At 59.5% G+C, this 15,060-nt stretch carries 32 protein-coding genes; 16 read left to right on the forward strand and 16 right to left on the reverse strand.

Annotated features, from left to right (window positions below; all coding sequences use genetic code 11):
• Window positions 1–29 precede the first annotated feature (29 nt).
• From HB376_RS02210 to HB376_RS02270, 13 genes are all read right to left on the reverse strand, one after another.
• On the reverse strand, window positions 30–545 hold the full coding sequence (locus tag HB376_RS02210) for a hypothetical protein (RefSeq protein WP_213761766.1): 516 nt from the start codon (window positions 543–545) through the stop codon (window positions 30–32).
• A gap of 154 nt (window positions 546–699) precedes the next feature.
• A complete protein-coding gene (locus tag HB376_RS02215; protein ID WP_213761767.1) occupies window positions 700–2,808 on the reverse strand; it encodes a ParB N-terminal domain-containing protein in 2,109 nt (702 codons plus the stop codon).
• Window positions 2,809–2,842: 34 nt separating this feature from the next.
• Window positions 2,843–3,520 (reverse strand): hypothetical protein, encoded by a 678-nt coding sequence (locus HB376_RS02220; protein ID WP_213761768.1) that lies wholly within the window; start codon window positions 3,518–3,520, stop codon window positions 2,843–2,845.
• Window positions 3,521–3,537: 17 nt separating this feature from the next.
• Complete coding sequence (locus tag HB376_RS02225; protein ID WP_213761769.1) at window positions 3,538–3,963, reverse strand: hypothetical protein; 426 nt, start codon at window positions 3,961–3,963, stop codon at window positions 3,538–3,540.
• Between the two features lie 55 nt (window positions 3,964–4,018).
• Window positions 4,019–4,600, reverse strand: a complete 582-nt coding sequence (locus tag HB376_RS02230) for a hypothetical protein (protein WP_213761770.1) — start codon at window positions 4,598–4,600, stop codon at window positions 4,019–4,021.
• The gene (locus tag HB376_RS02235; RefSeq protein ID WP_213761771.1) at window positions 4,597–4,773 is read right to left on the reverse strand and encodes a hypothetical protein; all 177 of its coding nucleotides are present in this window, start codon (window positions 4,771–4,773) and stop codon (window positions 4,597–4,599) included. Before HB376_RS02235 ends, HB376_RS02230 begins: the two co-directional genes overlap by 4 nt.
• 5 nt (window positions 4,774–4,778) lie before the next feature.
• Entirely contained in the window at window positions 4,779–5,033 is a 255-nt protein-coding gene (locus HB376_RS02240; protein WP_213761772.1) for a hypothetical protein, read from the reverse strand.
• Window positions 5,034–5,036: 3 nt separating this feature from the next.
• A complete protein-coding gene (locus HB376_RS02245; RefSeq protein ID WP_213761773.1) occupies window positions 5,037–5,297 on the reverse strand; it encodes a hypothetical protein in 261 nt (86 codons plus the stop codon).
• A gap of 1 nt (window position 5,298) precedes the next feature.
• The gene (locus tag HB376_RS41665) at window positions 5,299–5,796 is read right to left on the reverse strand and encodes a hypothetical protein (protein WP_346730421.1); all 498 of its coding nucleotides are present in this window, start codon (window positions 5,794–5,796) and stop codon (window positions 5,299–5,301) included.
• Between the two features lie 51 nt (window positions 5,797–5,847).
• Window positions 5,848–6,171, reverse strand: coding sequence for a hypothetical protein (locus HB376_RS02255; RefSeq protein WP_213761774.1), 324 nt, complete (start codon window positions 6,169–6,171; stop codon window positions 5,848–5,850).
• A 1-nt stretch (window position 6,172) separates the two neighbouring features.
• Window positions 6,173–6,313: a hypothetical protein gene (locus HB376_RS02260; RefSeq protein ID WP_213761775.1), complete on the reverse strand. Its 141-nt coding sequence runs from the start codon at window positions 6,311–6,313 to the stop codon at window positions 6,173–6,175.
• An 8-nt stretch (window positions 6,314–6,321) separates the two neighbouring features.
• Complete coding sequence (locus HB376_RS02265; RefSeq protein WP_213761910.1) at window positions 6,322–6,558, reverse strand: hypothetical protein; 237 nt, start codon at window positions 6,556–6,558, stop codon at window positions 6,322–6,324.
• A 136-nt stretch (window positions 6,559–6,694) separates the two neighbouring features.
• Window positions 6,695–7,081, reverse strand: coding sequence for an Arc family DNA-binding protein (locus HB376_RS02270; RefSeq protein ID WP_213761776.1), 387 nt, complete (start codon window positions 7,079–7,081; stop codon window positions 6,695–6,697).
• A gap of 131 nt (window positions 7,082–7,212) precedes the next feature.
• Here HB376_RS02270 and HB376_RS02275 point away from each other — a divergent pair, with 131 nt between their 5' ends.
• Both HB376_RS02275 and HB376_RS02280 read left to right on the forward strand, forming a co-directional pair.
• On the forward strand, window positions 7,213–7,395 hold the full coding sequence (locus tag HB376_RS02275) for an Arc family DNA-binding protein (protein WP_213761777.1): 183 nt from the start codon (window positions 7,213–7,215) through the stop codon (window positions 7,393–7,395).
• Window positions 7,396–7,523: 128 nt separating this feature from the next.
• Window positions 7,524–7,814 (forward strand): hypothetical protein, encoded by a 291-nt coding sequence (locus HB376_RS02280; RefSeq protein ID WP_213761778.1) that lies wholly within the window; start codon window positions 7,524–7,526, stop codon window positions 7,812–7,814.
• A 5-nt stretch (window positions 7,815–7,819) separates the two neighbouring features.
• Here the strand turns inward: HB376_RS02280 and HB376_RS02285 are convergent, their stop codons facing one another.
• Window positions 7,820–8,287, reverse strand: a complete 468-nt coding sequence (locus tag HB376_RS02285; RefSeq protein ID WP_213761779.1) for a helix-turn-helix domain-containing protein — start codon at window positions 8,285–8,287, stop codon at window positions 7,820–7,822.
• Window positions 8,288–8,426: 139 nt separating this feature from the next.
• Here HB376_RS02285 and HB376_RS02290 point away from each other — a divergent pair, with 139 nt between their 5' ends.
• The gene (locus tag HB376_RS02290; protein WP_213761780.1) at window positions 8,427–8,681 is read left to right on the forward strand and encodes a hypothetical protein; all 255 of its coding nucleotides are present in this window, start codon (window positions 8,427–8,429) and stop codon (window positions 8,679–8,681) included.
• A 167-nt stretch (window positions 8,682–8,848) separates the two neighbouring features.
• On the opposite strand, the gene HB376_RS02295 is transcribed toward HB376_RS02290, so the two are convergent.
• Window positions 8,849–9,166: a hypothetical protein gene (locus tag HB376_RS02295; RefSeq protein WP_213761781.1), complete on the reverse strand. Its 318-nt coding sequence runs from the start codon at window positions 9,164–9,166 to the stop codon at window positions 8,849–8,851.
• A 94-nt stretch (window positions 9,167–9,260) separates the two neighbouring features.
• Between HB376_RS02295 and HB376_RS02300 the strand changes: the two genes are divergently transcribed.
• The 3 genes from HB376_RS02300 (at window position 9,261) to HB376_RS02310 (ending at window position 10,231) form a co-directional block, all read left to right on the forward strand.
• On the forward strand, window positions 9,261–9,545 hold the full coding sequence (locus HB376_RS02300; RefSeq protein ID WP_213761782.1) for a hypothetical protein: 285 nt from the start codon (window positions 9,261–9,263) through the stop codon (window positions 9,543–9,545).
• Window positions 9,546–9,620: 75 nt separating this feature from the next.
• Window positions 9,621–10,046 (forward strand): hypothetical protein, encoded by a 426-nt coding sequence (locus HB376_RS02305; protein WP_213761783.1) that lies wholly within the window; start codon window positions 9,621–9,623, stop codon window positions 10,044–10,046.
• Window positions 10,043–10,231 (forward strand): hypothetical protein, encoded by a 189-nt coding sequence (locus HB376_RS02310; RefSeq protein ID WP_213761784.1) that lies wholly within the window; start codon window positions 10,043–10,045, stop codon window positions 10,229–10,231. Before HB376_RS02305 ends, HB376_RS02310 begins: the two co-directional genes overlap by 4 nt.
• Window position 10,232: 1 nt before the next feature.
• Here HB376_RS02310 and HB376_RS02315 read toward each other — a convergent pair whose 3' ends face one another.
• Window positions 10,233–10,811: a DUF4145 domain-containing protein gene (locus HB376_RS02315; protein ID WP_213761785.1), complete on the reverse strand. Its 579-nt coding sequence runs from the start codon at window positions 10,809–10,811 to the stop codon at window positions 10,233–10,235.
• Between the two features lies 1 nt (window position 10,812).
• On the opposite strand from HB376_RS02315, the gene HB376_RS02320 reads away from it, so the two are divergent.
• Genes HB376_RS02320 through HB376_RS02365 form a run of 10 tightly spaced genes read left to right on the forward strand, consistent with a single transcriptional unit; the run spans window position 10,813 to window position 15,008 of the window.
• On the forward strand, window positions 10,813–11,046 hold the full coding sequence (locus HB376_RS02320) for a hypothetical protein (protein WP_213761786.1): 234 nt from the start codon (window positions 10,813–10,815) through the stop codon (window positions 11,044–11,046).
• Complete coding sequence (locus tag HB376_RS02325) at window positions 11,046–11,330, forward strand: hypothetical protein (protein ID WP_213761787.1); 285 nt, start codon at window positions 11,046–11,048, stop codon at window positions 11,328–11,330. The genes HB376_RS02320 and HB376_RS02325 overlap by 1 nt, the downstream gene beginning before the upstream one ends.
• 4 nt (window positions 11,331–11,334) lie before the next feature.
• Window positions 11,335–11,901 carry a hypothetical protein gene (locus tag HB376_RS02330; RefSeq protein ID WP_213761788.1) on the forward strand — a complete coding sequence of 189 codons (567 nt, stop codon included), beginning with the start codon at window positions 11,335–11,337 and terminating at the stop codon, window positions 11,899–11,901.
• Complete coding sequence (locus HB376_RS02335) at window positions 11,895–12,092, forward strand: hypothetical protein (protein WP_213761789.1); 198 nt, start codon at window positions 11,895–11,897, stop codon at window positions 12,090–12,092. Before HB376_RS02330 ends, HB376_RS02335 begins: the two co-directional genes overlap by 7 nt.
• Window positions 12,089–13,207 (forward strand): hypothetical protein, encoded by a 1,119-nt coding sequence (locus HB376_RS02340; RefSeq protein WP_213761790.1) that lies wholly within the window; start codon window positions 12,089–12,091, stop codon window positions 13,205–13,207. Before HB376_RS02335 ends, HB376_RS02340 begins: the two co-directional genes overlap by 4 nt.
• Window positions 13,204–13,575 (forward strand): hypothetical protein, encoded by a 372-nt coding sequence (locus HB376_RS40720; RefSeq protein WP_255631107.1) that lies wholly within the window; start codon window positions 13,204–13,206, stop codon window positions 13,573–13,575. Before HB376_RS02340 ends, HB376_RS40720 begins: the two co-directional genes overlap by 4 nt.
• 2 nt (window positions 13,576–13,577) lie before the next feature.
• Window positions 13,578–13,871 carry a hypothetical protein gene (locus tag HB376_RS02350; protein WP_213761791.1) on the forward strand — a complete coding sequence of 98 codons (294 nt, stop codon included), beginning with the start codon at window positions 13,578–13,580 and terminating at the stop codon, window positions 13,869–13,871.
• Window positions 13,868–14,071: a hypothetical protein gene (locus HB376_RS02355; protein ID WP_213761792.1), complete on the forward strand. Its 204-nt coding sequence runs from the start codon at window positions 13,868–13,870 to the stop codon at window positions 14,069–14,071. Before HB376_RS02350 ends, HB376_RS02355 begins: the two co-directional genes overlap by 4 nt.
• The gene (locus tag HB376_RS40725; protein ID WP_255631108.1) at window positions 14,068–14,751 is read left to right on the forward strand and encodes a hypothetical protein; all 684 of its coding nucleotides are present in this window, start codon (window positions 14,068–14,070) and stop codon (window positions 14,749–14,751) included. Before HB376_RS02355 ends, HB376_RS40725 begins: the two co-directional genes overlap by 4 nt.
• A gap of 47 nt (window positions 14,752–14,798) precedes the next feature.
• Entirely contained in the window at window positions 14,799–15,008 is a 210-nt protein-coding gene (locus HB376_RS02365) for a hypothetical protein (RefSeq protein WP_213761793.1), read from the forward strand.
• The last annotated feature ends 52 nt before the right edge of the window (window positions 15,009–15,060 follow it).

Genomic DNA, 15,060 nt, shown 5'->3' on the forward strand with positions numbered 1-15,060 from the left:
CGCCTCGGGCGTTTCCCTTTTATGGACGATTAATAGAAGTTCGAACCGTTGGCTTCGATAGCGCCGTTCGCTTCGAACGCGCCGTTTGCGCCCACCGCTTGCGTCGCGAACGTGCCGGCCGACACCGCGTTGTTCGTAACCGAACCGAAGACCTGGTTGCCGGTGATGATCGAACCGTCAGCTGCCGTGACCGGCACGTTGCCCCACGTCGATCCGCTGCCCTTGCTCACGCTCGATTGGTCGGTAAAGCTGGATGTCGTAACGCCAGTCGGTGAAACGATGAGCGAGCCGCCGGCGACGCCCGCGGTCTTGCCGGATGCTGCTTCCTGGAAGCCGCCTGTGCCGAGTACTTCGCCGGCAGTGACAGCCGAGCCGCTCGAAATTGACGATGCGCCGACGTTGCCGCTACCTTGGAACGTGTTCACTTGCGCGCCGATCTGGCCTTCCACCGAACCGCTTTGCTGGATCTGGTTGCCGTGGGCCATTGCTGCCGACGCTGCGAGTGCCATAACTGCTGCTGCGATTGCGTTGCGTGCTACTTTCATTGAAGCTTCCCCTTCATGTTTACGTGAGTCGGTCACGCTACCGTGCTACGAAATCAGTGAAAAAACGGTGCTGCTGCGAGGACGAAGAACGCGAACCCGGACACCGCGCATAGGGCACGATTAAAGAGATCGAGAGCGCGCTCGTCGGTATCGGTCATGTCCGCACACCGGTCGGGAACGGCCACGCAGCGGCAGGATCAAGGCCGTTGCCTTTCTTCAGCGTGGGGTGTGCTCGGTCGAACGACGCTTTGCCGGGCGGCACGTCGGCCGGCTTGCTAGCCACCGTTGGCGCGGGTTTCTTGGCTGTGACTTTCTTCGCCGACGCGGGCACTTTCTTCGCCGCGGGTGTCTTCTTCGCGGCCGGCGCCTTCAGCGCTGGCTTAGGCTTCGGCAGATCTTTCGGGCGCAGAGGCGTGGGCAGCCAGCCGCTGTCGGCAAGCAGCGCTTCGGCTTTCGTGCCGAGATCACCCTTCTTCAGTTTGTCCATCTCTTTGATCGCGAGCTCCCCGACGCCAGACTCAGCCAATGCGCCGGTCACGATGTCCTTACGCACCTGGCCGAGATAACTCTTGACCGTCGGTTGCCACCAGTCGGCCATATTCAAGCCAAGTGTCTGTTCGACTTGCTCAAGCTGGCGCGAATGCTCATTGCCGGCTGTGACGTTGATGCAGACCGCCGTGCAGTAGGCGAGCACTTCAACGACAAACGTGAGGTCCTGCTGGCCGAGCCAGGCGAAGAGCGTCGTCGGATCCTCCGGGAGTAACTTTTTCAGTTGCTCACGCCGCGCCTTCAGCTCGGTCGACGCCTTACTGCCTTCAAGATCATCGGCAGTCGTGTGCAGAGTCGATATCTGGTCGGTCGGCAAGATGTGGACTCCGCCCGAGCCGTAGTAGCCGGAGTAAAAAACCTTAGCGGAAAGCGTTGAGCAAAGTAAATCCAGCGCCACACGCGGTGCGTCGAGCAGATGCGCCGACATAGCAGCTGATCGATTTGCAGTGAGCTTGCGCAAGAGCGCTTCGCTATGGATCGGCCGGTCGTCGACGGGCTCCTCGCCAGCGGCGATCGCCTTCGCTTTCTCTGCTGCCTTCACCTGCTTCGGATCGGCCGGCGGAATCATGCCGCGATGAATCTCAAGCGCGCCGCTGCGGTCGAGCCCGATCAGCACACCGGCCTTCTTCATTTGCCGGTCGGACCACGTCTCGCACAGCGATTGAATTGCGGCGACGCGTGCTTGCTTCGCTGCGATCTCCTGCTCAATCTGCTCGATTTCGCCATCAGTCAATTCAACTGATTCGTCATCGGGATCCAACTTCTCATTCAGCGTGCCCAACTCAGCTTCGAGATTGGAGATCTCAGCCTTCTCCGCGTCAGTGAGTGTCCGCACTGTGGGTTTGCTACGGCCGTACGGCTGCGTGACGCTCCAGGTCATTTCCGATACGATCTTCGCGAACGCCCAGCCGTCGGCGCGGTACTGCTCGGCGATTTGCTCCAGCTTCTTCTGGCCGAGCGATTCGAGCAGTGCAGCGTCGCTGATGTAGCCGCTATTCGGTCCGCCGAAGAGGTCACGCACGACTGCGCCGCCGGCGGCCTCATATGCGTCGAGTCCGACGAATTGACCCATGCGGCTCGCCGACGCGCTTGTCTTGTCCTTCATCAACCGCTCACGAAGGCCGTACGCGTTACGCTGGAAGGTAGGCGCATCATTCCACGCCTTTTCCTGCTGCTTGTGCGAGTCGGCCAGCGTGAAGACCTGGAGCACTTCAAGGGTCATCGCACCTTTGCGATACAGATCCACCAGCTTCGGGGAGACCTTGGCTAACTGCAGGCGGCGGCGTACGACGAGAGGCGTCACCCCAAATTGCGCGGCAATGTCCTCGATCGGCGAACCCGCGTTGACCATCGTCTTGAACGCATCGAACTCATCGGCCGGGTGCATCGACGCGCGACCACTGTTTTCGGCGACGCTCGCAGGCAGCGCGTGTTCATCGGTAGTGACCAGGTAGAACACAGGATGATCAGCTGGCACTTTGCCCCGTTGCTCGAGCAGCTTGAACGCGCGATACCGCCGGCCGCCGCCCACGACGCCGTGCTCACCGTCTTCCGGCACGACGATCATGTTTTGCAGCTGGCCCTGCGAGTGCAGCAAAGCGGCGAGCTCGGAGATGTCGCCCGTATCTCCGAATCGCGCATTGCGCGGGGAGATATGCAACTGGTTGAGCGGCAGCGAGATGATGCGGCCTTCGATTTTTTGTGCTTTCGGCATGTTCTATCCTGATGGTCTGGCTTTTCGTCGCGCTTTAGCTGTGCTTCGGGCCTGAGGTCTCGACAAGTTCGAGGAACATCTGCAGCACGCCCATCTGCAGCGCACTGAGTTCAACGGTCGAGCCTCCGCTGCGAACTTGCATCGCGCCGTCGGGCCACACGGCTACCGAGAAATTGGAAACCGACATGGTCGCGATCGGCAGATATTTCGGCTTCTCGTCATCGTCGTGTTTGTCGAGCTCTCGAGCGATAGTCGGCTCGATCGCCGGCGCGCTGGGCGCAGGCGCAGCCTTCTGCTCTTTCGGCGCGCCGGCTCTGACACGCTTTGTCGGGCGCGATGCCGGCTCAACGCCGACAGAGAACAAATTGCCCAGCCTGGTGATGCGACCATCGGTTAGCGCGGACTTCAGATACGCCACGATGTCACTCTGATCGATGCCGAGTGCGGTGGCCAGCGCCGTGCGTTTGGCCGTTCGATCGGGGCATGTCGCCAGGAACGCAAGCGCCTGGTCGACTTTCGTCCCTGTCCGAACTACCGGTTCGGCTGCGAGGTGGACGATCTCCGCAGCCAGCGAACCCGGCTTCAAGATCGGCGCGGCAGGAAATCCCGTGGACGGCGACGACGGCGCCGTCGGCTCTTCTACGAGGTCAGGCGCCGCGCTGATCGCCGTCGGGAAGAGATTGTTTGCATGCGCTGCAGTCGTGATGTCCATGGCGTCCGGATCCCGAATCAGTGAGTGGTGTGCGGCTGAACTTCTGCCGAGCTGAAGACGGCGGCAAGGATCCGCGAGAGTGCTGCACTGCTATAGCCGATGGCGGCGCGTTCGATCCGGGCGTCGCGTTCGCGGGCCAACTGCAAAGCGTCAAGCCACAAGGCGTCATGCTTGGGCGATTCCAGCCAAACCGAAACCCAACAGCCAGCGCCGTACGCCGCATCAAACTTTTCCACCGCGCTCAAGCGCGTGCGACTGACGACTTCGGCGGTGTCATGATTTGCGTCGCTCACGTGGACCGTTGCCATCGCATAGCGGCAATACGGGAGCGTCCACCCATCGAACATCGTCGTAGCCAGGCGCAACCCGTCTTCGCCGAGCGCCACGATGCGATGCAGGACATCGGTTGGTCGCGAGTCGTCAAAAATGAAAATGGTCTTCATGAATTCTCTCCTGCAGGTCGTGGCGCGTCGCGCCGAGGATTGTTAAAACAGCCGCTTAGACGTAGTCAGCCAATGCCGCATGCTTCGGGAAGTACTTGGTCGCTCGCTTGACCTTCATATCGAGCTTCATCACTGCAACCTCACCATCTGCGCGGGCGAGCTCATAGAGCGGCGGCGTCGCGGCCTGGAACGAGTCCATCACCTCTTGACGATTCGCCCGCCGACCGCCGGCGTACCAGAACGTCTGTTCAGGTTCGCCGATGTGAAACACGGTGGTGCTGCCGACATGCCCGAGCGAGTAACCACGCGTCACCCAGACCAACGTCACGAACGCACGGGAAAGCGCCGCCGCGGAAAATCTGGCGCAATCGATATGCGCCGGCGGCTCGGTAGCTGTGCGCATGACGGCCATTACTGGATCGAGCAAAAATGCCTTGTATTGCCCGATTAACTCGCCACACAGCGAACACCAGCGTTGATCGTGGCAAGCCGCGAGCTTGCGTGGATCCACCACGCTGAAGTTCGGTTCGCCGTCAGTCCAGGCGCACACGAAGGGCACCGGATATCCCTCATGGTTCACTGGCAAATTACGCATGCGCGGCGGAACGGTCGGAAGACCGGGTCGATATGTTTTCATTGAAGATCCTCGAAAAGGCCACGAAGCGAGCGTGCGGCCTGGAATGCACGATCGGCCGCGGAATCAACTTCCTCGCCGGTATCGACGTTGCGACTCATGCCGAAGTAGCAGAACGTGCGTGCGACGATCACCGACAAAATGAAAAACAAGGCGAGCCAGCAGTACAGATTCATGACGTTCACTCCACGGTAACGAGCTGGACCGCACTAGCCGAAGCAGCCGACTCGACGATGGCCATCGAGTCTCGGACGTTCTGAAGCATTTCACCGATGACCTGGCGCGCAGCTCCGAAGGGAACGAGATGGCTGGCGGCGCGCAGCGCGTTCTCGGCGCCACGCAAAACAAGGTGCTGCCCAATCAGTTCCGGACCATTCATTTCGGCGACCAGAGCGGCGAACTTCTCCAGGTCACGCAGGTTTTCGATGACAGCCATGGTTCATTCCTCGTCGAAATCGTTGGCGGCGCGCCGCTTGATATCGACGCACTGATCGTCGAAACCAAACGCGCCCTGCAAACCCGTAGCCGGACGCGGCGCGGAAAACCGACGTGCCCGCGGGTTCGGATTTATCTGTGCCCGCACGGCCGCCTGGACGACGGCGCGCGCTGCAGGGTTCAGATCCTTCGGCTCTGCGAAACCAAGTGCGCGGCACGCAAGCGCCAGCATTTCGTCGGGGAGGCGAACGGGCGTCGGGCGCATTTCAGATTTCCCCGTTTCTGACAGCGAGAAGCGCGTCCGCGCAGAGATAGGCTGCCCGCGCAGCAACCTCTACATAGGTCTCATCGGCATTAGCGTTTTCTTGCGGAGAAACTGTGGGATCTCCGGAATGAAACGGCCACGGGTCCTGTGAATCTCGATTCATGATCGACTTGAATGCTTCGATCGCGAAATGATCGCGAAGAGCGATCTGCGATGGCGCAGACTTCTTCTTGGATATCGACCCTGCCGGAGAAATCTTGGCGTCGCCCTGGTCGTCGTCTTTCTGCTCACGGGTTCCAAGAGCAAGGACAACGCGAAGCTCACCAACATTCCAGCGCGTGGAGCCACCGATCTTGCGTGGTTTTGGGAGAGCGCCGCTCTTGCTCCGGTCCCATACGGTGGATACGTTGCAACCGCATAGAGCAGCCACGGTTTTATCATCGACCATAGCCGCATCAGGCATCTCGTCAAAGCTAGAGAGCGCTTTTTTCGTATCCATTACAGAGCCTTTAGATAGCGGTGAGTCGATGAGTAAATATTCGGGCGCATATCAAGCTCCAGTCCGGGCGATCACGGCGGCGCGTTCGTTGGCACGTGTTACGCCCTCGCCGTCAACGTGGTCGCGCGCATTGAGGCGTCCCCAATCGAGCTTTTGGTCGGGTGTCATCAAGTTCAATGCATTGCGGATGATCAGGTGCGCAGCACGCAACTCCCCGAGCAAATCAAGCGCGCAGGAAGCGACGCGGGCGTTCTCACGCGCCTCCGCTTCAGGGACCAGAGCTGCTGGCTCGAAAATGCTCGCGCAGGTGCTGCCTTGCATAACGCGACCTTCGGAAGTGAAGGTCCACGGACCCGATGTATGAGATGTCGTCATGTCAGCACCACACCACATCGCTGTAATCCACAGTGCGCTCGTAACCGAACGACCCGTACTGCAGGTAGGCATGGATCAGCACGATGAGAACGATGTGATTCCCCTTGCCGAGGTCACGCACGTAATCGGTGTAGAAGGACATGGTAGTTCTCACAGGCAGTGAGTGAACGAGCAACCAACGTCACCAGCGGCGGCGCGATCCTGGTACTGCATGTAGCCGATGACCAGCAAATAGGCGAAGCACACACCCAGGACGGCCAGGAGATTGCGGACGACTCGAAACGCGCGCTTGGCGAAGCGCACGCCGCGACGGATGCGCGGCTGAACCGGTGCACCTGTATGCGTATACGGTGCGGCGTTCGTCACTGCGTTTCGTTGGTCGGCCATCTCGCGTGCTCCCGTGGTCTGTGTTGTTTGCTGCGTTGGATTGAATTTAAGCAGACTCAACTTTGAACGTCAAGAACAATTTGAGTGCACTCAACTTTAAAGGCACAAAAAAGCCAGCGATCACTGGCGGCCTTCTTTACTTTGGCTTCTTGGCGCCGATCCAGACCGCAGTCTCCGCCGGCAACCTCTCTCGCGCTTCATCAAGGAGCGTCCCTATTTTTGAAAGAGGAATTCCGTCCGAAATATCTACGACGAGAACCGCCGGTGCCTTTCGGCCGAGGCCTGCAGCTAGCGTGCGCACGACCTCTTCCTCGAAGGTGGTTGACGAGGCCCGCGCACGTGCTTCGATGGCATCGCGCAGGCTCGCTGGCAACACGAAGTTACGTCCTGTGAACGTGGACGACAGGCGCGCGACGATCTCGCCGTTGAGCGACCGGTGAGAAGCGTCTGCCTCGAGTTCCAGTTGATGATGAAGGTCCCCGGGGAGGCGCAGTGTGATTCTTGATTGTTTGTCGGCATCCATGGCCCCAAGGCTACACCATTCTAGTGTCAAAATAGTATTTGACACCACCATGGTGCCTCTCTACGATCACTCGAACAAGACACCAAAATGGTGTCATTTAGAGCCATTGAAGCGCAGCGAGGAATCATAGAATGGAAACCACTGAACGCGGAAAGGCTTTCAACCTTCGCATACCGCCGGAACTGCGGGTATGGCTGGAGGAGGAAGCCAGGAGCAACATGCGGAGCTTGAATAACGAGATTGTTTTCAAACTCAGTCAGGCGAAATTGCATGCCGAGTGTGATGGAAAGAGTCCCGGACAACCGCCGATCTAGCCGATCGACATATAGGGATGTTTACCGTTCATCATCGGCCGAAAACGGAGTACCTTGATGCGCTCAGTATGCAGAATTTACCGCTTGCCAAAGTAGTAAGCGGAGATAACGAGCCCATAGGAATTTGAATGAATGACTCTTTCACGTCGGAGCCGCCGGAAGACAGCCGAGCGACTGTTTTTGTCGGGCCGATGAAGAAAAAGGAGAGCTCCGGCCGAGCTCCGTCCTTGTATATCGTCAGCAGCGATCCGCCACGCAAACGCAAACTGAAGGCGATTCGTGTCTCATCTCACGTGACAATCGCTGTCAATGTTGATGGGTATATGGAGTTCGATTCCAACTTTGCCCCCGAAGATGCGGACCGCATGGTCGACGCCCTGCTCGTGATGTTGGTCAAAGCCCGTCGCGCTGCATCGTAGCTCGATCAAAGAGCTTTTTTGCGCCTGCGCGGTTTCGACTGCCTTTCCTCGAACTGGGCTTCTGCGTCGCGTTGCGCGGCGGCGAGGTCTGGTGTCGCCCCGCGATTCGACTGGCCGACAGTCGCTGCGAAAATCACGCTGAAGGCGCGAAGGGTCTCTTTGGGAACAGCTTTTTCGTGATCAGCATGCGCGATCAATCCGACCAGCTTTACTGCCTCTCGGCTAAGGCTGTCATCGCGGACAGGCGCCGTCGTGGGTGCACCGTCGCGCGGACCAGCGCCGTGCAAAGTTGTACCGGCCGCCCGCATCGGCCCTTCTTCATTCCATAGCCACTCCACCCGGACCTTCAGATATTTCGCCAATCCGAACAGCGAAGCCGCTTTCAACTGCTCGGTGGTCCCCTGAAGCCAGAGCGTCACCGCCGATGACGAAACACCCGCCGCTTTAGCCAGGTCCTTTTGCAAGATCTTCATGCCTAACTCGTCACCGCGTATCGCGGCAGCGTGATTTAGGCGATCTACGAACGTGGGCAGGGTTTTCATTTGAGTTAGCTTAAATGCTTTCATTTGAGTACACTTGATTTGCAGGTTTGAGTGTGCTTAAATTGGGCGAATGAAACCTGATCAGCGTGACCCTATCGCGTGCCAAATCATCGACGGCCTGGACGGAACAGGCGCGGTGGCCGAGCTGTGCGAGATCGATCCTGGTGCCGTTTCCCAATGGCGCAAAAAAGGGATCCCGAAGTCGCGCGTGAAATTTCTTCGGCTCGCTCGACCTGATTTCGACTGGTCGCGTGTTCCCGAAAGCTATCCGACCCGCGACCAGGTCGCCATCGAGAGCCAGGTAATGGCAGAAGGGAGCGTGTAGATGCTTACTGCTTCTGTTATCTGCTCCCGCGCGTCCGCCGGTGCTCCAGCTATTCGTGTGGGGAGCGCCTGAGATGACGCATGGTGAGCACGCCGATTCAGACGCCGGGCTGGCGACCCTCGAGGCAGAGGTCGGCTTGCTCGCGCAAGCCGACGTTGAAGAAATGCTTACTTCACGCCGCCGTGAAGCACACGCGCTGGATCGAATTCTTGCGCGATCACCTCGAAAGAGGCCCGGTACTCCTCTGTTGAATCGGCAGAAAACAGGGCTTCGTTTTGGAAGTGAGTCAGTCGCTGATAGGTCAGCTCGGCTAAATGCCCTGCTTCTGGCGATGCGGCGATGACGGTTTTCAATGTCAATGCGAGCACATCGTGTCGCGCCAGCAATGCTTCGAAACTGCTGCGCAGGGTCTTTTCGCGCTCTTCGAATTTCGCTTCGAGCGCGCGTAGCCGTTTGTCGAAGGTCGGTTCCGGCTTCTTTTCCATGAGGGTTCCTCTTTGTTTTGAAAGGGTGCGTGTGGAAGCCACCAATTCTAAACGGGGTGCGAACCCTCACCCTTTCTGCGTGGAGATCGCATAGATGTCCACGCTTACTGAAATCCTGTTTGCAGACCTCGCTGACGCGCTCCACCGATATCCGGAGCTCGGCGGCGAGGTCATGGCGTTTCTGTTCGACCAGAGCATGGATATGCGTCCCGGCCTGGTTGAAGTACTGGCTGACGTGAAGCCGAAGGAAAGCGATGAGGCGCATTTGATCCTCACCGCTCAACTCCGGCCGACAGAGATGTTCAAGCAATTCGTGCGAGCTATATCGCACGGTTTCGTGCCGGAGATGGCGCTGCAACGCGCTGCTGACGGCGACTGAATTTTCGGGGATTTGCATGGGTTCCATGCAAAAAATTTTGATCGCTGACCAACCGGTGTAGCAACAGGTGTATCGATGACATTTCACTATGAGGCCCCAATCAAGGGCCGCCACGAAGCGGGGTCTCTCCCGCCACCAGCATCGCCTAGCGCGGCGGCAAGCGTTCCCGCGCCGCCGCCAATGCGATTTCTTCCTCGGCATCTGATCGAGTCGTGCAAGACGTACCGCGAGGCCTGTGTGCTCGCCTGGCAGCACCGGGCGTTCACCGGGCTGACCGAGACGTACCTCGCCTCGACGTGCGATCTCTATCAGCAACATGTCTCGGAGTACTTCCGGCCGGATGAGCGCGATGAAAAGGGACGGCGGCGGCGCGAGCTGCCCGCCCACAAGATCGGCGCGGTCCAGGCGCAACTCGGCAATGGAGCGATCGGGCAATGGCTCGCCCGCGACATGGGCGTGCGCCTGGTCGAAGAATTCTTCGCAGTGGAGCAAAGCCGGTGAGAGAACGCGACGCCAAGACGATAGCGGCAGAGGCACTGCAACAAGCACGTGCCCGCGCAGGAGACAGCGAGGAAGCCGTCAAGGTTGAGTTCGTCAACATGATGCATCGCGACCCCCAGTTGCACGAAGCCCTCACGATTCTGGGCGTTGCCCGGTTGTGGGAATCACAGAATTTGCGGCACTAAATTATTCGGCTGCACGTACCGGAAGCATCCCAGGGAGGGTGAATTGATACATCAAAAACAACTTGGTGAAGATAGCGAGGCTGTCTATTTCATCGTCTTCAACGATTGGTGTCTCGTGACTCGCCTCGTTGCCCAAGTTACGAATTCGATGGGCGAAATCTCGAAGATTCTTAGTAAGCAGCCCCGTCTCGGTCAGCTTTTCGATTCGGGCATACAGAGAACCTTTGAGATCGGGGTCAACTTCCTTCAACGCGGATTCGAGTGCGCGGCGATAAGCGTTCCCGGCGGGCCCGCGAAAGCCCGCTATCCGCAACTGCTCAGCCTCTGTGTATGCCTTAGCGACGGACGCCGGCAAGTGGTCCGGTATATCGGGAAGTGGAGGACGCGGCAGCCATTCTCCGACAAGTAAATGAGGCCCGGTCACAAGAAGGACTGCGGTGGTCTCCAGTTCAATTGCGACGGCGGGATACGAGACTTGGACGGTCGCACAGATACCACGCCTGCATGCATTGCATGTCGCGAAGGTCTCGACGGAATTGAAGCCCTGTTTTTTTGCGGCATGAAGTCTTGAACCAGCCACAGTGAAAGACGTGTTGTCCCTCAAACAGTGCGGACATTTAATTGAAAAAGTTGCCATGAATTTACAAGCTGAGCTTGTCCGAATTGATAAGGAAATTGAGGCTGTCATACGCCTGGCGCCGGCTGAAGCCGCACGCCGTCTGCTCGAACTATACCGGACCGCTAATTCACAAGAGCCGTTCGTGGTTGCGCTGGTCGGCCGCTTGCTTCTGCTCGAATCGACCCGAGGGCTCTGATGTCACACCATCTTTCGAATCGCGCATGGGATATCGAGCTGAAGGGCAACCAGAAGATCGTGCTGCTCGCGCTTGCCCATATGGGCGTCCAGAGCACTGGCATGTCTGCAGCCACTGTCGCGCGCCTGGCGTTCATGTGCGGCCTGTCCGACAGCTGCGTGCGCGCCCAGCTTAAAACGCTGGCTGCCAAGCGCCATATCTCTTTGGTGCCGAGCGAGCTTGAGGGCGGCGCGCACATGTATCGCCTCGACAGACTGCTGGCGCCGGCCGAGCCGACCGAGTAAGCGCATGGCAGAAAAGAAAGTGGCTACGCCCATGAATGCCGGTCTCGTCGAGGCGGCGATTCGTCGTCACGTCGACCACCGCGCGAACATATTGATCCCCGAGGCGGAGATCTGGGGCGGCATTGGTAGTACTCGCGGCTCACACCGTGCTGATTTCGTATACATCACGAAGGCTGGTTACGGTGCCGAGCTGGAGGTAAAGGTTTCGCGAGCCGACTGGAAAGCCGACCTGGACAAGCCGAAATGGTCGACACGCGGGTTTCCGCCGTGGGTCACGCGGTTCATCTACGTCGTGCCGGTATCGCTCGGCATCCCCGACTTCGGTCCATCCCAAGCTGGCGTCTGGCACGTCGAATCGAACGTGACGTTCCTTCACGACGACCGTACGCGCGTGCTGTCGGACGGTTTCCGCATCCACGTCGCCCGCGCGCCGCACGTGCTCGGCCGCGAGAAGGTCCCGCAGGCCGTCATCAACAAGTGGATGACCTCGTTCTACTACCGGTACTGGGAACAGCGCCTGCACGCCGAGAGGCGCGTGCCCAAGGCGATCCGGGAAGGCTCAACATGCTGACCGGACGATTCACTATTCCCCTCCTCTCGTTCGCTCAATTGCAGGCGGCGCGCGCGGCGCTGAACGACAAGACCGAGATAGCACTGTTCGACGGCTTGTACACGGTCGTACAGATCTCCTGGGATTTCCACTGCGCACACGGCAATGCCCAGCTTGTCCCGCTCGTGCGGATCCGGGAAGGTGCTGTATGAGCGGCAACGCATCCACCTGGGCGCGCGCTCAGATCGTCGGCAACGGGTCTGCAAAGGCCTTGCTGAAGGAGTATGCGCACTGGGCCAGCGAGGACTACTCGACGTGGGTCAGTAACCCTACGCTGATCGCTGCGATGGAGATGGACATCAAGACGATCCGGGCGGCGCGTGATCGCCTGGTGGAGCTCGGCTTTCTCATTGAGACGAAGCGGCGCAGCGGCGGTACCGGAAACATCGTGGTCTACCAGATGATCGCTCCGGAAGGCGCGACCGTGGTCCAGTCGCTCGACCGTCGCACGGGCGAGACGGTATCACTCAGCCCGCCTTCACTCGAAGAATATCAAGCCAAGCAGGACCAAAAACGGAGCCCCTCCAAATACGGTACCCCTAAGGGGAACCAAAAACGGAGCCCCTCCGAAAACGGAGCCCCTCCACATTTGGATCAAAGGGGTACCAAAAACGGTGTTCAAGGGGTACCGGATTTCCCTGAAGGGGTACCAAAAACGGACCCCGATTTTAATGATTTAGGTTTAGAGAAGATTGAGTGTGGTGACGCGGGCGAGAAAACCGCTCACACACTCGACGTCGAGAAACAGAACCTTGAACCCGCCACCTCCGGGTTCGAGCGTTTCTGGGACACGTGGCCATCGGCAACTGGGCGAAAGCAGGCGAAGTCGATCTGCCAATCGCATTGGGAAGCCAACGGCCTTGAGCCCGACACCGAGCTAATCGTCATGCACGTCATGGCGATGAAGCGGACGCCGCATTGGAAAACCGGTGGTGACCCGACGCCGATCCGATACCTCGAGCAAAAGCGCTGGCGCGACGGTGAGCCTGAACCCGCGCCGCCGGAGAACAGCGCGCCTGAGTTCGAGGGGCCGTGGTTCGAATCCGATTCGGGCATCAATGCCAAGGGCAAGCAGCTGGCCGTCCCGCGCGAGAAGGACGAACCCACGCCGATGTACCTGCTGCGCGTATGCAAAGCGGCGGGCCGCGGGCCGTGGATCGACCACATGCTGGCGCAGGCCAAGCGCAGCAACTCCGACAAGTGGTATCGCCAGGTCGTCAGCTACCTCGGCGAGGGTCTCATGCCTACGGACTTCTACGCATCATGACCGACGCACTTTGGAAAGCGTTCATGACGCCCCCGACATCCAAGTACAGAGAGCTCGCGCGCGTCATTGAAGGAATGACCTATCCGAGCCCGCAAGAGCTCGAACTGTTTCGCCGCGCGATCGGCCTTAGGAGCCTCATGAACCCGCAAACCGAATCCGCCTTTTGGCTCGTCTGGTCGCCGACCGGGCACAAGTCACCGTCGTTTCGCCACCCATCGATCCAGTCCGCAACGACTGAAGCAGAGCGACTGGCAACTGCACACCCGGGTCAACTCTTCGTCGTGCTGGAGCCGGTGGCCGCGCGCCGCGTCGACAGCATGATCCGCACGCAATACGTCGGCGGTACAGCCGGCGAACCTCCATTCTGATCATGAACTGCAAACCAGACGAATTGGCGTGTGTCGTGCGGCTTCCGGAAGTTGAGGATGCCGATCTCCGCGTCGCTCTCCAAGAGCAGGTGCTCGGCCGAGTCGTACGCGTAGTCGCGTTGATCCCTCAAACAGCCGACACGTGGTTGCTCGCTGATCCGTTCACCTTGAAGCTTCCGATCGCGCCGCTCGAGCACTCGTTCGATTTTCAAGTGACAGGATTGGAAGACCATCTGCTTCAGCCAATCCGTGGCGTTCCCGTGTGTGAAGAGAAACGCGACGAGGTGCCGGCATGAAACTTGACCCGTGCAAATTTTGCGGCGGCGTCGCCGGCACTCCTCGCGACGACCAGATCGAGCGCGACGCTTGGGTCGCGAGCGTCGACTGCACGGGGTGCGAAATCACGGTCACGATGCAATACAGCTGCGATTCACCTCAGCGCGCCGTCGAGTGCATCGGCGAGATGTGGAACAGCAAACCGGCGGCGCGGCTATGAGCAAGGGGACCGTTCGCTACCCCGAGAGCGCGATCGCCGGCGGCCGCGTCGGTACCGCGCGCATCCACTCGCAGATTGCTGGTGCGGCGGCGCGCTTAGCGTCAGACGAGCATGTGCCGCTCGATGCCGCGATCGCGCGAATGGTCGACATGCCGCGTGGTGTAAAGACGGATATTTCAAACTTTCCAAATATCGAAATTTCGAATACTCGCGGGGTGCTGCAAGAAGCCCCGCACACAGCGGCCAGCGCAACGCATCGCGCGAACGCGGCACTCGGGGATAAGCCTGCGCCTGGCAAGCGCGAAACCCCGCACGCGGATCTCACGCCTCTGCAGCGCATGCAAGCGCTCGGGCGACTGCCGCGCGGGCGTATGAACAAGACTGAGGCCGCCTACGTGATCGAGCAGCTCGACCCGCAGCTGCACGCCGGCGAAATCCTTTTCTATCGCTTCGAGGCAATCAAGCTGCGCCTCGCCGACAACACGTTCCTGACTGTCGACTTCCCCGTCATCACCGCCGCCGGCGAACTTGAATTCCGCGAGGTCAAGGGCCGATGGACTGATGACGCGCGGGCAAAGATCAAGGTCGCGGCCGCTCAATTTCCATGGCGATTCTTTGCCATTCACCGCGATGGCCGTCACGGCTGGCGCACAGAAGACCTCACCAGCCGCAGCTGGTGATCGCCCAAAGGAGCAACACCATGTCGGTCCGCGCGAAATTCAAAGTCATGTCAACGACCCAGCGTCAGCACTGGGACAGCCAGAAAGGGAATCTGCACGAAATCGAACTGCAGCCTGTCATGTCGGGTTCACCGGAAAACGAAGCCTTCTATGCGGCGACGCCTGGCGGCAGTGTGAAGTTGATGACGGTCAGCGACGAGGCGGGAACTCAGTTCGAACTGGGTGCCGAGTACTACATCGACTTCACGAAGGCGTAACTAATGCGCGGCCTCGTGCCGCGCGTGCGCTAAGGCACCAGCACATAACACC

Origin of the sequence: Caballeronia sp. dw_19, assembly GCF_018449515.1 — a bacterium.
GTDB lineage: Bacteria > Pseudomonadota > Gammaproteobacteria > Burkholderiales > Burkholderiaceae > Caballeronia.

What these genes read in the sequence shown, in the direction of transcription:
- HB376_RS02210 (WP_213761766.1), bottom strand. Translation starts at nt 545, where the DNA reads ATGAAAGTAGCACGCAACGCAATCGCAGCAGCAGTTATGGCACTCGCA.
- HB376_RS02215 (WP_213761767.1), bottom strand. Translation starts at nt 2,808, where the DNA reads ATGCCGAAAGCACAAAAAATCGAAGGCCGCATCATCTCGCTGCCGCTC.
- HB376_RS02220 (WP_213761768.1), bottom strand. Translation starts at nt 3,520, where the DNA reads ATGGACATCACGACTGCAGCGCATGCAAACAATCTCTTCCCGACGGCG.
- HB376_RS02225 (WP_213761769.1), bottom strand. Translation starts at nt 3,963, where the DNA reads ATGAAGACCATTTTCATTTTTGACGACTCGCGACCAACCGATGTCCTG.
- HB376_RS02230 (WP_213761770.1), bottom strand. Translation starts at nt 4,600, where the DNA reads ATGAAAACATATCGACCCGGTCTTCCGACCGTTCCGCCGCGCATGCGT.
- HB376_RS02235 (WP_213761771.1), bottom strand. Translation starts at nt 4,773, where the DNA reads ATGAATCTGTACTGCTGGCTCGCCTTGTTTTTCATTTTGTCGGTGATC.
- HB376_RS02240 (WP_213761772.1), bottom strand. Translation starts at nt 5,033, where the DNA reads ATGGCTGTCATCGAAAACCTGCGTGACCTGGAGAAGTTCGCCGCTCTG.
- HB376_RS02245 (WP_213761773.1), bottom strand. Translation starts at nt 5,297, where the DNA reads ATGCGCCCGACGCCCGTTCGCCTCCCCGACGAAATGCTGGCGCTTGCG.
- HB376_RS41665 (WP_346730421.1), bottom strand. Translation starts at nt 5,796, where the DNA reads ATGGATACGAAAAAAGCGCTCTCTAGCTTTGACGAGATGCCTGATGCG.
- HB376_RS02255 (WP_213761774.1), bottom strand. Translation starts at nt 6,171, where the DNA reads ATGACGACATCTCATACATCGGGTCCGTGGACCTTCACTTCCGAAGGT.
- HB376_RS02260 (WP_213761775.1), bottom strand. Translation starts at nt 6,313, where the DNA reads ATGTCCTTCTACACCGATTACGTGCGTGACCTCGGCAAGGGGAATCAC.
- HB376_RS02265 (WP_213761910.1), bottom strand. Translation starts at nt 6,558, where the DNA reads ATGGCCGACCAACGAAACGCAGTGACGAACGCCGCACCGTATACGCAT.
- HB376_RS02270 (WP_213761776.1), bottom strand. Translation starts at nt 7,081, where the DNA reads ATGGATGCCGACAAACAATCAAGAATCACACTGCGCCTCCCCGGGGAC.
- HB376_RS02275 (WP_213761777.1), top strand. Translation starts at nt 7,213, where the DNA reads ATGGAAACCACTGAACGCGGAAAGGCTTTCAACCTTCGCATACCGCCG.
- HB376_RS02280 (WP_213761778.1), top strand. Translation starts at nt 7,524, where the DNA reads ATGAATGACTCTTTCACGTCGGAGCCGCCGGAAGACAGCCGAGCGACT.
- HB376_RS02285 (WP_213761779.1), bottom strand. Translation starts at nt 8,287, where the DNA reads ATGAAGATCTTGCAAAAGGACCTGGCTAAAGCGGCGGGTGTTTCGTCA.
- HB376_RS02290 (WP_213761780.1), top strand. Translation starts at nt 8,427, where the DNA reads ATGAAACCTGATCAGCGTGACCCTATCGCGTGCCAAATCATCGACGGC.
- HB376_RS02295 (WP_213761781.1), bottom strand. Translation starts at nt 9,166, where the DNA reads ATGGAAAAGAAGCCGGAACCGACCTTCGACAAACGGCTACGCGCGCTC.
- HB376_RS02300 (WP_213761782.1), top strand. Translation starts at nt 9,261, where the DNA reads ATGTCCACGCTTACTGAAATCCTGTTTGCAGACCTCGCTGACGCGCTC.
- HB376_RS02305 (WP_213761783.1), top strand. Translation starts at nt 9,621, where the DNA reads ATGACATTTCACTATGAGGCCCCAATCAAGGGCCGCCACGAAGCGGGG.
- HB376_RS02325 (WP_213761787.1), top strand. Translation starts at nt 11,046, where the DNA reads ATGTCACACCATCTTTCGAATCGCGCATGGGATATCGAGCTGAAGGGC.
- HB376_RS02330 (WP_213761788.1), top strand. Translation starts at nt 11,335, where the DNA reads ATGGCAGAAAAGAAAGTGGCTACGCCCATGAATGCCGGTCTCGTCGAG.
- HB376_RS02335 (WP_213761789.1), top strand. Translation starts at nt 11,895, where the DNA reads ATGCTGACCGGACGATTCACTATTCCCCTCCTCTCGTTCGCTCAATTG.
- HB376_RS02340 (WP_213761790.1), top strand. Translation starts at nt 12,089, where the DNA reads ATGAGCGGCAACGCATCCACCTGGGCGCGCGCTCAGATCGTCGGCAAC.
- HB376_RS40720 (WP_255631107.1), top strand. Translation starts at nt 13,204, where the DNA reads ATGACCGACGCACTTTGGAAAGCGTTCATGACGCCCCCGACATCCAAG.
- HB376_RS02350 (WP_213761791.1), top strand. Translation starts at nt 13,578, where the DNA reads ATGAACTGCAAACCAGACGAATTGGCGTGTGTCGTGCGGCTTCCGGAA.
- HB376_RS02355 (WP_213761792.1), top strand. Translation starts at nt 13,868, where the DNA reads ATGAAACTTGACCCGTGCAAATTTTGCGGCGGCGTCGCCGGCACTCCT.
- HB376_RS40725 (WP_255631108.1), top strand. Translation starts at nt 14,068, where the DNA reads ATGAGCAAGGGGACCGTTCGCTACCCCGAGAGCGCGATCGCCGGCGGC.
- HB376_RS02365 (WP_213761793.1), top strand. Translation starts at nt 14,799, where the DNA reads ATGTCAACGACCCAGCGTCAGCACTGGGACAGCCAGAAAGGGAATCTG.